Here is a 13,230-nt window from a genome sequence, read left to right as displayed (position 1 = left end):
GATTGAAACCTGAAACACAGTCCTATACAGTCCTAGTCATTTTCTCTCGATGAGAATAGTAAGGACTGACTCGAAGAAAAAGAAAGGAATTGAAAAGAACTTACTTGTGGGTTCTTACAATCAGAATTATGCTTGTATCTTATAAATGGTTAAAAGAATTGGTGGACATTGATGTGCCATCACAAGAGTTGGCTGAGAAAATGTCAACTACAGGGATTGAGGTCGAAGGTGTCGAATCACCGGCTGCCGGTCTCTCAAAAATTGTCGTCGGTGAGGTCTTGTCTTGCGAAGATGTGCCAGAAACTCACTTGCATGTCTGTCAGGTTAACGTTGGCGAAGAAGAAGCGCGTCAAATCGTTTGTGGTGCCCCAAATGTGCGTGCTGGTATCAAGGTCATGGTGGCACTTCCGGGAGCTCGTATCGCTGACAACTACAAAATCAAAAAAGGGAAAATCCGTGGCTTAGAGTCACTTGGAATGATCTGTTCCCTTGGTGAATTAGGTATTTCTGACTCGGTTGTACCGAAGGAATTCGCAGATGGTATTCAAATCTTGCCTCAAGATGCTGTTCCTGGGGATGAAGTTTTCTCTTACCTAGACTTGGATGATGAAATCATTGAACTTTCTATCACGCCAAATCGTGCAGATGCTCTATCTATGCGTGGGGTAGCTCATGAAGTGGCAGCCATCTATGACAAGGCAGTTAACTTCAAAGAATTTACCTTAACAGAAACAAATGAATCTGCAGCAGATGCACTTTCTGTAAGTATCGATACCGACAAGGCGCCTTACTATGCAGCCCGTATCTTGGACAATGTGACCATCGCACCAAGTCCACAATGGTTGCAAAACCTTCTTATGAACGAAGGGATTCGTCCGATCAATAACGTAGTTGACGTAACCAACTACATCCTGCTTTACTTTGGTCAACCGATGCATGCCTTTGACTTGGATACCTTTGAAGGGACTGATATCCGCGTACGTGAAGCGCGTGCTGGTGAAAAATTAGTGACCTTGGACGGTGAAGAACGTGAACTTGCAGAAACTGACCTAGTCATCACTGTTGCTGACAAACCAGTTGCCCTTGCAGGTGTTATGGGTGGTCAAGCAACAGAAATCTCTGAAAATTCTAGTCGTGTTGTCCTTGAAGCAGCTGTCTTCAATGGCAAATCCATCCGCAAGACTAGCGGACGCCTCAACCTTCGTTCTGAATCATCTTCTCGCTTTGAAAAAGGCATCAATGTGGCAACTGCTAACGAAGCCCTTGATGCGGCGGCTAGCATGATTGCTGATCTTGCAGGTGCGACAGTGCGTAAGGGCATCGTTTCAGCAGGCCAGCTTGATACTTCTGATGTGGAAGTTTCTTCAACCCTTGCAGACGTTAACCGCGTCCTTGGTACAGAGCTTTCATATGCTGATGTGGAAGATGTCTTCCGTCGTCTTGGATTTGGCCTTTCTGGCAATGCAGAAAGCTTTACAGTCAGCGTACCCCGTCGTCGTTGGGATATCACTATCGAGGCAGACCTCTTTGAAGAAATCGCTCGTATCTATGGATATGACCGCTTGCCAACCAGCCTTCCAAAAGACGATGGGACAGCTGGTGAATTGACTGCGACACAAAAACTTCGCCGTCAAGTTCGTACCATTGCTGAAGGAGCAGGTTTGACAGAAATCATCACCTACGCTCTGACAACTCCTGAAAAAGCAGTTGAGTTTACGGCTCAACCAAGCAACCTTACGGAACTCATGTGGCCAATGACTGTGGACCGTTCTGTCCTCCGTCAAAATATGATCTCAGGTATCCTTGATACTGTTGCCTACAACGTGGCTCGTAAGAACAAAAACTTGGCCCTTTACGAGATTGGAAAAGTCTTTGAACAAACAGGCAATCCAAAAGAAGAACTTCCAAATGAGATCAACAGCTTTGCCTTTGCCTTGACAGGCTTGGTTGCTGAAAAAGATTTCCAAACGGCAGCAGTTCCAGTTGATTTCTTCTATGCTAAGGGAATCCTTGAAGCCCTCTTTACTCGCTTGGGACTAGAAGTGACCTATGCAGCAACAGCTGAGATTGCAAGTCTCCATCCAGGACGTACGGCCGTGATTTCACTTGGCGACCAAGTTCTTGGTTTCCTTGGCCAAGTGCATCCAGTTACTGCCAAGGCTTACGATATCCCAGAAACTTATGTAGCGGAGCTCAACCTTTCAGCCATTGAAGCTGCCCTTCAACCAGCTGCTCCATTTGTGGAAATCACCAAATTCCCAGCAGTCAGTCGTGACGTGGCTCTACTCCTCAAGGCAGAAGTCACTCACCAAGAAGTTGTAGATGCTATCCGAGCTGCCGGCGTGAAACGTTTGACAGATATCAAACTCTTTGATGTCTTCTCAGGCGAAAAACTGGGAGTTGGCATGAAGTCAATGGCCTATAGCTTGACCTTCCAAAATCCAGAAGATAGCTTGACAGACGAAGAAGTCGCACGCTATATGGAAAAAATCCAAGCATCACTCGAAGAAAAAGTGAATGCAGAAGTACGTTAACTCATCAATCCATCCTTCGGGGTGGATTTTTAGTTTCAAAAGGACAGTTCAGAAGAGAAAAGCGATAGTTGAGGAGGAAGCCATCTCAGAAAGTCTTTAATGAGTTATACTAAAGCTATCACTGAAGCACTTAAAATTTATTAGAGATAGGATACTTTTGCTACTTATAATCCGATAAAATGGGCATAAATCGTTGTAAAGGCTATCAAAAAGGAGTATAATAAGTGCAACATATCTCGGAGGTGGAAAATGTTAGAAGTAAGAAATCTAGAGAAAAGTTTCGGTCCCAAGCAAGTCTTGTTTGGTGTCGATTTTCAGGCAAGTCCAGGAAGGATTCTGGGCTTGGTCGGGAAGAATGGTGCTGGGAAAACAACGATTTTCCACAGTATGTTGAAATTTTTAGAGTATCAAGGAGAGATCAGTCTGGATGGGCAGGAGATTCGTCAGGAAACCTATGCACGGATTGGTTATCTGCCTGAGGAACGCAGTCTTATGCCCAAGTTGACAGTCCTTGAACAAGTTCGCTACTTGGCGACTCTAAAAGGTATGGATGCTAAGGAAGTCAAGGAAAAACTCCCTCAATGGATGGAAAAACTAGAAGTTAAGGGGAAATTAACAGACAAGATCAAGAGTCTCTCAAAAGGTAATCAGCAGAAAATTCAGCTGATTATCACCCTAATCCATGAGCCAGACTTGATTATCTTGGATGAGCCTTTTAGTGGTTTGGATCCAGTCAATACTGAGTTGCTCAAGCAGGTCATCTTAAAAGAGAAAGAGCGCGGTGCAATCATTATCTTTTCTGACCATGTCATGACCAACGTTGAGGAACTTTGCGATGATATTCTGATGATTCGTGATGGGCGTGTGGTCTTGCATGGACCAGTTCAGGATGTTCGCAATCAATACGGGAAAACACGTCTCTTTGTTTCAAGTGAACGAAGTAAGGAAGAATTGGAAAATCTTCCTCATGTCAAACAGGTGAGCTTGACCAAGCAAGGCAGTTGGAAATTGATCCTAGATGATGAGAGCGCTGGAAGAGAACTCTTCCCAATCCTCACTCAAGGTCAATATATCTCGACCTTTGACCAACAAGCTCCAACAATCGATGAAATCTTTAAACTAGAATCAGGGGTGGAAGTATGAGAAATATGTGGGTTGTAATGAAGGAAACCTATCTTCGACATGTCAAGTCGTGGAGTTTCTTCTTTATGGTGATTTCGCCGTTCCTCTTTTTAGCCTTATCTGTAGGAATCGGCTTTCTCCAAGGGTCTTCTATGGCCAAGAATAGCAAGATAGCAGTAGTAACAACTGTGCCATCTGTGGAAGAAGGGCTCAAGGGTACCAATGGTATCAACTTTGATTATAAGGATGAAGCCAGTGCCCAGGCTGCTATCAAGGATGAGAAAATCAAGGGTTACCTAACCATTGACCAAGAGGACAGTGTCCTCAAGGCCGTCTATCATGGTGAAACTTCTCTTGAAACAGGCATCAAACTAGCAGTAACCAATAAGCTAAACGAACTGCAATACCAACTCAATCGTTCGTCAGCTAATTTGTCTCAAGAACAGGAAAAACGCCTGAGTCAAACCGTTGATTTTACTGAGAAAATTGATGAATCTAAGGAAAACAAAAAAATTGTTCAAACCATTGCGGCCGCAGGGCTTGGCTTCTTCCTTTATATGATTTTGATTACCTATGCTAGTGTCACTGCTCAGGAAGTGGCTAGCGAGAAAGGAACCAAAATCATGGAGGTGGTCTTCTCTAGTATCCGAGCAAGTCATTATTTCTACGCTCGCATGCTGGCTCTACTTCTTGTGATTTTGACTCATATTGGCATTTACGTCGTGGGTGGACTTGCTGCCATTCTGCTCTTTAAAGACATCCCTATCTTGGCACAATCTGGGATTTTAAATCATCTAGGAGAGGCCTTCTCGCTCAATACCTTATTGTTTGTCTTGGTTAGCCTCTTTATGTACGTTGTTTTAGCAGCCTTCCTTGGTTCCATGGTTTCTCGCCCTGAGGATTCAGGAAAGGCCTTGTCGCCATTGATGATCTTGATTATAGCAGGATTTGTCGGTGTGACCTCTCTAGGTGCTGCTGGGGACAATTTAGTTCTGAAAATTGGTTCCTATATTCCTTTCATCTCGACCTTCTTTATGCCATTTAGAGCTATAAATGGGTATGCGAGTGGTCTAGAAGCTTGGATTTCCCTTGCTATAACGGTTGTTTTTGCAGTCACTGCAACTGCCTTTATCGGACGCATGTATGCTAGCCTAGTCCTTCAAACGGATGATTTGGGAATCTGGAAAACCTTTAAACGTGCCTTAGCTTATAAATAGGAGAGCCTCGCAAAAGCGAGGTTTTTCTAGATGTTAAACACTGAAATCGGCAAAAATATTTTTCATATCTATTGACTTTTAGTAGTGAAATTTGGTATGATAGTAGACGGTATTGTTTACCCCATTTGTAAGGCCCCGGAACCTTTCAAATACCCCGCGGACCGGAACATCCGCCCTGTAAACAAAAACGATATTCATATAGGAGAAATCATGAACAAAACTACATTCATGGCTAAACCAGGCCAAGTAGAACGCAAATGGTACGTTGTTGACGCAACTGATGTACCTCTTGGACGCCTTTCAGCAGTTGTTGCTAGCGTACTTCGCGGAAAAAACAAACCAACATTCACACCACACACTGATACAGGTGACTTCGTAATCGTTATCAATGCTGAAAAAGTTAAATTGACTGGTAAAAAAGCAACTGATAAGATCTACTACACTCACTCAAACCACCCAGGTGGATTGAAACAAATCTCTGCTGGTGAACTTCGTTCTAAAAATGCAGTACGTTTGATCGAAAAATCAGTTAAAGGTATGCTTCCACACAATACTCTTGGCCGAGCTCAAGGTATGAAATTGAAAGTATTCGTTGGAGCTGAGCACACTCACGCTGCACAACAACCAGAAGTTCTTGATATTTCAGGACTTATCTAAGGAAAGGAACAATAAAGTATGTCACAAGCACAATATGCAGGTACTGGACGTCGTAAAAACGCTGTTGCACGCGTTCGCCTTGTTCCAGGAACTGGTAAAATCACTGTTAACAAAAAAGATGTTGAAGAGTACATCCCACACGCTGACCTTCGTCTTGTTATCAACCAACCATTCGCAGTTACTTCAACTGTAGGTTCATACGACGTTTTCGTTAACGTTGTTGGTGGTGGATACGCTGGTCAAGCAGGAGCTATCCGTCACGGTATCGCTCGTGCCCTTCTTCAAGTAGACCCAGACTTCCGCGATTCATTGAAACGCGCAGGACTTCTTACACGTGACTCACGTAAAGTTGAACGTAAGAAACCAGGTCTTAAGAAAGCTCGTAAAGCATCACAATTTAGTAAACGTTAATTCGAGAGAATTACTATACTTACAGAGAGCACCTTTCGAGGTGTTCTTTTTTATATTTTCATACTAAATTGGTGCAATCTGACAAAGTCAGTTGCCTCAGAACGTTAATCAATACGATACTATCAACGTTCACAAGCACTTCATGATTCACACTATGAGGTGTTTTTGATGATTTTTAGCACAATTCACACTATTGTTTCTTTGCATTCAACTCAAATTCTTCTGGTCAAATTATTAACAAATCTTCAAGAAGAGTGATTGGTGAAATAGGCTGTTTGAGGCTTTTATGCTATACTAGTTTTAATGACAATCTTCTATTTCTAAAGCAACAATAGATCCGTAATTTGTTTTTAATTAAGGAGTTTGGGATTGTAAGAGGGAGATGATATATCTGAAGGAGTATCAATATGAAAAAACGTGCCTTGATTTTACTGGTTTTGTCCATTGTAGTATTTGGAGGAGGCGCATGGATGGCACAGAAAACAAATCTATTTGGAGGAATAACTCTGAGCCCACGGGCTAAGCAGATGGCTTATTTAAAGGAACATGAAGAAGAAATTGTAAAATTTGTAAAGTCTAAAAATTCAAAGATAGAATCTGTTCAGATGGATTGGAATAGTTTAACTGTTGAACAGATAGGGAATGGAACTCCACAGGGGGGAGGTTATAATCTATCAGTGAAGGGTTCTTTTAATCATATAAAGGATTCTGACTTTACAATAGATTTTCGATTAAAAAATAAAAATGATGTACCTTCAATAGATAGGATTGGCATGTATAATCAGCCTAGAGTGTTAAAAAATGGAGGTTGGGACAAGTATGACGGATAGTAATCTAAAAGATTATAACAACTTTTATGATAGCTTAATCCCTCACTCATCCCCACTGACTTCGAATACTTGCTAAAAGTATTTTTTTTTACATTCATGATATAATATACTTAGATTCCACTATATAGGAGGAAAGAAATGAAAAAACGTACTTTAGTTTGGCTAATTTTAGCACTTGTAATTTTTGGAGGAGGCGCATGGATGGCACAGAAAACAAATCTATTTGGAGGAATAACTCTGAGCCCACGGGCTAAGCAGTTGGCTTATCTGAAGGAGCATGAAGAGGAGATGGCGAACTTTATAAAGTCTAGAAATCCTAAAGTCGAAAGTGTCCAATTTGATTGGGATAGTATGAAAGTAGAAAATATAGGAAATGGTACCCCTCAAGGTGGGGGATATATTATAACATTGGATGGAAAAATAAATAACAATGAAGATACTGAATTTACAATTGGTTTCCCTATAGAATATAATAGCAATAGTATTCCCAATATTAAGAAAATTTCTGAAATGCAACCGATAAGAGTTTTGAAAGGCAACGTATGGGAGATTTATGACTAACAGTAATTTAAAAACCTTTGATAATTTTTATGCGGATTTAGCGCAATCGGCTTATACTGGTCGTCCCAATAATTTTCCACCTAAAAATAATTCAATAGAAGCAAGAGTGTTTGACTATTCAAAAGAAATAATTTATAACGAAGAAATCACCCCTGGAGGTAAACATCTACCCCATAATGGTAGAGTCTACTTGCAGCCGGATCCTGATTTGCGAGATACTTATAAAGTTACATCGATACCAGTTCCTGATGCGAATGGGATGAGGCAGGATATTCGTCACAAACGGTATCAAAAAGGACTCTTAACTGATGATGAAGCTGGTTTCAGTGCCTACTACTTAACGGATACGCCTACCTTGACTAATGATACTACGAAAACCTATATGACCATCCGCGGAAGTGATGCCATCAGTAAAGAAAATTGGAACGACTGGGTTGACAACGATGCTAAGTTCGCTCTCAATCATATCCATACGCCGCAAGCCAAGTTAGCAACAGTAGGAATGAAAACGAAAATCGCTGAGATGCGCGAAAAGGCTCCAAATGCGACGATGGACATTGCAGCTCATTCCCTAGGAACCATTGTCTCTGCGCAAGGGGTAGCTGGCCTTACTGATGAAGAACTGGAGAAAATCGGCAAAGTCGTCCTCTTTGACGGCCCGGACACGACAAAGAGTTTAAAGAAAATGGGACTCAGCGATGAGAAAATCAAAAAGATTAGCGAAAAAATAGAGTACTATGTCAATCCTTTTGATGTCGTGGGTATGCTCAATCGTGAGCATACCATCACCAAATTACCGGGGGACTCCGATGAACCTCTTAAGAAACCCGTCGGTAAAGTCAATGTCCTCGTCCCCTTGCATTATACCCAGATTACTGATCCGGAAAGTTCCCATGACTTTGGTGTTTTCCAATCGGATGGGAAGGGAAATTTATTGACTGCTTCAGAGGATTTTCACCCAGAATTGCTCAGGGCAGGTGAAAAGCTGGCTCGACTGATAGCGACAACCTTGGATTCCCTCCGGGCTTTAGGAGTCGATGAAAATGTAGCCTCAAATGTTTTAAATTCCATTATGAGAGGTGAGTTTAAAATAAAGGCAGCTATTGGTTATGCTGTTTACGAGAATTTTACAACTGAATATAGCAAGATCGTCGAAGAAGCTCGTAAAGAATCGATAAAATGGGATAGAGAAGCTATTCCTCGTTATCAGGAACAACTGAGAAATGGCAATCTTACAGGAGAAAAGAGGATTTTGGTTCGAGCTCAGTTGCTTCAGACAGCAGCCCAGTTGGCAAATTTTGACATGGAAGACAAAGTTAAATCTGTGAAAACTTTACTTTCAGATGCTAAGGAAGATATTCAAAACATGATAAAAGAGACAAGACAGACAGCCTTTGACATGGTTGGATATTTGTCAAGTTCAGAAGTTACAAATCTACTTTCTGGTTTTGATACAACAAGCTTTTGGGATGAAGGCGTTGCAAGTGACACGAAGACTGCAGCAACATCCTTCCTGACACAAATTGAGCAACTAGGGGAAAGCTTGGTTAAAGCTAGTGGTTCCTTTGAAACCATAGATACAAATAGTGCTGAAGATTTTAACAATCTATTAGCAGATGTAAAACAAACATGGAGGGGTAAAAATGGTAGTCCTAACGGATGAGGATACTTTAATTACAAGAGAGCAACTCGACAGAGGCTTCAAAGAAAGAATGAAGGAACAAGAACGCCAAGCAGTCAGGGCCTTAGTAACTGCAAAAGAACTGTCAATCCTTGCTAAAGGAGTGGAGTTAGCTAAAAAGTTGCAAGAAGCAGCTTCAGATATGCAAGAGTACGCTTCTAAGACTTATGTAAACAATATTAAGGGTGGATTTGAGGGCAAGGCCGCTGATGCTGCCGAAACTTACTTGACCCAGACCATGCAACCCCCTGCTTTACAAAGTCCGATCAAGAACTAGGAGAAAACTTGTGATGGATAAAAAGCAACTTCAGAAACTAGAGGATGAGCATAATCGTAAATTACGAAACTTAGAGCGTTTGGAGATGGATTTGGATGATGATTTCCACAAGTTTAGTAGGGAGACGGATAATCTCCTAGAGGCGCTTTCCTATGCATGCAGAGACAGTAGTTTTGCTGAAATTCAACCATATATCTTTGAGATAGAGAACAATTTAGATAACTATCATCAACTTTACAAGAGTCGCATAGAGAATGTGTTGGAAGCTCGCCATCAAGAGAATAAAAACTTTCATAGAAAGTTAGAAGAAAAGAACGTTTAACAAATATACCTTATAAAAGAAGGATGATATGAGTTTGTTATACTTTGTTATTATAAATAAAAAAAAGAAGTAATTATACAAGAAAAGTAGATAATTTAATCCTTCTTACTAGTTTTTAGATGGAAACAGCTCTTATTTTTTATAAATAGAATAAAAAATGAATTTTAAACTTGCAATTGAGGCAAATTATTGATATAATGAGGGCATAAATTAATATAAAGGAGTTTCACATGGCTTTAATTCAATTAACAACAGAAGAATTGCGCACCTCTGCTCAAAAGTACACTCAAGGTTCTGAGGAAGTAAGACAAGTACTTCGTACATTAACTCAAGAGCAAAATACTATCCGAGACAACTGGAAAGGTGCTGCTTTTGAGAGCTTTGATCGCCAATTCACAGAATTGTCTCCAAAAATTGAGGAGTTTGCAACTTTGCTTGATGAAATCAATGCTCAATTGAACAAGGTTGCTGAAATTGTTGAACAAAACGACCAAGATCTTGCATCACAAATTTAATTTGTTATATAAGTGGCTTTAGGAGGGCGAGAGCCTTCCTATTTTTTATGACGGAGAAGATTTAAAGTAATATGAAGAAGAATAGAATTTTTAAATATATAGGAAGTAGTCTGCTGGCATTAGGATTGCTTGCATTGATTATTTTTTTGAATCTATCTGTTCAAAAAAATACAACGATTAGCAATGAAAATAATGCAAAGGCTAATCAGCAGACAAAATTAAATGTAGCTATCGTAAATGAAGATAAGCCTGTCTACGTAGATACAAAAGAATACAATCTAGGTGCTAGTTATGTAAAAAATATCGAGCGTGATAATTCACAAAATTGGTCTGTTGTCCCTCGTGGAGCAGCTGATTCTGGGTTAGAAAGTGGGAAATACCAACTCGTTTTAACAATTCCTAGTGACTTTTCTGAAAAAATACTCGATATTAACAGCATCAATGTTGATAAGACAACCATCAATTATAAGGTGAATGCGCAAGGAAATTTGCAAGTAGAAAATGATGCAAATAAACTAGCGAAAGATATTGTTTCTGATTTGAATGGTCAGTTAGTCGATATGTATATGGCTAGTATTTTGAACAACCTTTATACAGCACAAAAGAATGTTCAAGCTAGCTCACAGATACAAGCGACCAATATCGGAAACTATCGTACGAATTTATATAATACAGCTATCAACTCTAAAAATCTTTTCCCAACTCTCTATAGTATGTCTAGTTCTTCTGTTGACGCCAACAGTGCTTTAAAGACAGGTTTGGATAGTTATTCTCAGATTTTTGGTCGTTATGACGTTTCACAGATTGCCTATGGTAAAAAGCTTGACACTCTGCTTCAGGATAGGGTCACTGAGAAGAAAAATCATGCGGATGTTATTACTGGGCTCATTTCTCAGAGTCGGGAAGACGTTAAGGGACAAATTGAAACCTATAAGGAATTAATTAAAGCTCAAGGTAATCTGACTTCTAATATAGATGGAACAGCAGCATCCTCTGATGGTACGTCATCTGAAGTTGAGGCTTACTATAAAAAAGTAGCAGATAATATCAGCGCAGAGATTGCTACTTTAGAGACCAATCTAACAGATGAAAGAACCAAGTTTGAGAATCATAAAAAAGATATTCGTAACTTTGTCGATGAGAAATTAGCCACTTACTATGGGACAAGTGAGAAGAGCAACATCACTCTTAAGCAATTTTTGGATACAGCTGCAAACAAAGACCTAGAGAAGGCTGTAGAATCTCTCAAAGAGCAGTTGGCTTCTGCAATCTCAGAATTACCCAAAGAAGACTTTAGTGGAAAAGAATTTAGTGGTTTTGGTATGACACCAATCACAATTCCTTCTGTAAACTATACTGAATTAAAAACAATCAAAGAGCCTAGTGACGAAATCAATTCGACTGATTTGAAGAATTTGGAAGATTTGGCAATCACGAGTACGAGTGCTGTTGGACGAACAGGAACAAAGGCTAAGGTATCATGGAAAGCTGAATCAGGAGTGACAGTTCACTCAGTCACTTATGATGGTACACCAGTTGAGTTTGGTCAAGAAATTGATTTGAAGACGGGTGGGACTTTTAAAGTAGCCTATAGTGTTGCAGAGGCAGCTCCGACTCCAACTACAGGTTCAACCGGGACTCCAAGCCCAGCTCCAAAAGCAGAGCTAAAATCAATTAATATTTCCTTGAATGATGTCCAAGCAGCCAGTGCTCCAGTAGATGTGTTACGTGTTCAGCAAGCAGCAGTGAGTTATGGACAAAAGGTTCAGAAAATAGCTTCTGACTACCAAAAGGTGGAAGCACTCAGACAAGCATACAATGCTGTCAATGAGTTACGAAATAGTGATGTAACAGATGCTTTGACAAATATTTGGCTTGAAGCTATTAGTTCAAATCTGAAGAAATATGAAGACAGCTTAACTACACCTGCTAGCGATAAAGAAACTGATGGTACTAAAGGAAAAGTAGATAAAGCCTTGTCAGAACTGACTACTCTCAAGCCTGTTCTAGAACAAAATGTGAAGGATGTTTTGGCTACCAACCAAGAATTGACTACCAAAATCAAGAAACAGTTAGAGTTGTACGAGCAGTTGGAAGATAATCTTAAGGATTTGGTTAAGAAGCAAGGGAAAGGCAATGATGCTTTTGAAGAGACTGATAAACAATTGGCCACCCTAAAATCGGATTATGCAGCTCTATTGTCAGAAACTACGGGTGTGAAGGAGTCTTCTCAAAGTAATGTCAAAGCTGCAGAGTCTGTGAATGAAACTTTAGGTAAGTTCAATCGTGAATTGTCAAACGCTCAAACAAGTACTGAAAAGTTGTCGCAGGATGCTGACTCCTTGATGACGCAGTTTAACGAAGAATTGACTAACAATGGAAACTTTGTAGAATCCTTTGTGAAGGTTCTGAATAATGCCTATCAAAATGGGGTACCAAACGAAGTATTGTTGAACTTCTTATCCAATCCTGTTACCCAAAATTCTACTTCAGTAAAAGCGACTGTCAATGTTTACCGTCCATTTACATGGATTTTACTATTGGAGATTGTTAGCCTCTTTACAGCCTATCTGTTTGCAACTCAAAACGTTATTCGCAAAGTCAAAGATAAGTTCAAACTTGATAAGTTACATGATACAGACTTGATGACGGTAACCATCCTATCTGCTTTAAGTCTCGTTGTCGGATTGGTAGTTGGTGTTGTATCAAGTGTTCAGCTACAGGTTGGCCGTGAATATCAACCATCTTGGGTTCTATTAATTGTTTTAGCCGCATTTGTACTGATTCAAGGACAATATCTATTGCTTAAACATTTCCGAGTGATTGGTATGGGACTCTCCTTCTTTATGATGATTAGCTTTGTCTACCTATCAAATGCTATTGGGACAACAGCAAGTCTAACTGGTTTCCCAGCATTTATCAAAAATCTCAATGCGTTATCGATATTAGAAGGTTTGCTCTCAGGATACTTTGATGGACATCCAGCAGCAATTATCGCTTTTGTTGCAACGATTGTTGTCATAGCTGTTTTACTTGTTATAAATGTTTTTATCAGAGAAAGTAGTTTGTGGTTTCAAGCAAGCCAAGCTGAGAAAGAATAGAA

12 protein-coding genes are annotated in these 13,230 nt (G+C 40.2%); all 12 read left to right on the top strand.

Annotated features, from left to right (window positions below; all coding sequences use genetic code 11):
• The first annotated feature begins 128 nt into the window (after positions 1–128).
• A complete protein-coding gene (gene pheT, locus ACORHV_RS08230) occupies positions 129–2,534 on the top strand; it encodes a phenylalanine--tRNA ligase subunit beta (RefSeq protein ID WP_434398104.1) in 2,406 nt (801 codons plus the stop codon).
• A gap of 249 nt (positions 2,535–2,783) precedes the next feature.
• Positions 2,784–3,677: an ABC transporter ATP-binding protein gene (locus tag ACORHV_RS08225; RefSeq protein ID WP_434398102.1), complete on the top strand. Its 894-nt coding sequence runs from the start codon at positions 2,784–2,786 to the stop codon at positions 3,675–3,677.
• Complete coding sequence (locus ACORHV_RS08220; protein ID WP_001245394.1) at positions 3,674–4,873, top strand: ABC transporter permease; 1,200 nt, start codon at positions 3,674–3,676, stop codon at positions 4,871–4,873. The genes ACORHV_RS08225 and ACORHV_RS08220 overlap by 4 nt, the downstream gene beginning before the upstream one ends.
• Before the next feature lie 210 nt (positions 4,874–5,083).
• Complete coding sequence (gene rplM / locus ACORHV_RS08215) at positions 5,084–5,530, top strand: 50S ribosomal protein L13 (RefSeq protein WP_001044624.1); 447 nt, start codon at positions 5,084–5,086, stop codon at positions 5,528–5,530.
• A gap of 18 nt (positions 5,531–5,548) precedes the next feature.
• Positions 5,549–5,941 (top strand): 30S ribosomal protein S9, encoded by a 393-nt coding sequence (gene rpsI, locus ACORHV_RS08210; RefSeq protein ID WP_000075969.1) that lies wholly within the window; start codon positions 5,549–5,551, stop codon positions 5,939–5,941.
• 407 nt (positions 5,942–6,348) lie between these two features.
• Positions 6,349–6,771: a hypothetical protein gene (locus ACORHV_RS08205; protein ID WP_434398099.1), complete on the top strand. Its 423-nt coding sequence runs from the start codon at positions 6,349–6,351 to the stop codon at positions 6,769–6,771.
• A 138-nt stretch (positions 6,772–6,909) separates the two neighbouring features.
• Positions 6,910–7,332, top strand: a complete 423-nt coding sequence (locus ACORHV_RS08200) for a hypothetical protein (protein ID WP_215805045.1) — start codon at positions 6,910–6,912, stop codon at positions 7,330–7,332.
• The gene (locus ACORHV_RS08195) at positions 7,325–8,995 is read left to right on the top strand and encodes a DUF2974 domain-containing protein (protein WP_434398097.1); all 1,671 of its coding nucleotides are present in this window, start codon (positions 7,325–7,327) and stop codon (positions 8,993–8,995) included. The genes ACORHV_RS08200 and ACORHV_RS08195 overlap by 8 nt, the downstream gene beginning before the upstream one ends.
• Positions 8,976–9,290, top strand: a complete 315-nt coding sequence (locus ACORHV_RS08190; protein WP_434398095.1) for a hypothetical protein — start codon at positions 8,976–8,978, stop codon at positions 9,288–9,290. The genes ACORHV_RS08195 and ACORHV_RS08190 overlap by 20 nt, the downstream gene beginning before the upstream one ends.
• Positions 9,291–9,303: 13 nt before the next feature.
• The gene (locus ACORHV_RS08185; RefSeq protein WP_080702800.1) at positions 9,304–9,612 is read left to right on the top strand and encodes a hypothetical protein; all 309 of its coding nucleotides are present in this window, start codon (positions 9,304–9,306) and stop codon (positions 9,610–9,612) included.
• A 230-nt stretch (positions 9,613–9,842) separates the two neighbouring features.
• Positions 9,843–10,127: a WXG100 family type VII secretion target gene (locus ACORHV_RS08180; protein ID WP_001173991.1), complete on the top strand. Its 285-nt coding sequence runs from the start codon at positions 9,843–9,845 to the stop codon at positions 10,125–10,127.
• 71 nt (positions 10,128–10,198) lie between these two features.
• Positions 10,199–13,228 carry a type VII secretion protein EsaA gene (gene esaA / locus ACORHV_RS08175; RefSeq protein WP_434398093.1) on the top strand — a complete coding sequence of 1,010 codons (3,030 nt, stop codon included), beginning with the start codon at positions 10,199–10,201 and terminating at the stop codon, positions 13,226–13,228.
• Positions 13,229–13,230 lie beyond the last annotated feature (2 nt).

The sequence above is a fragment of the Streptococcus sp. KHUD_016 genome, from assembly GCF_051106465.1.
Classification (GTDB): Bacteria; Bacillota; Bacilli; order Lactobacillales; family Streptococcaceae; genus Streptococcus.
This window is presented reverse-complemented; position numbering and strand designations above follow the sequence as displayed.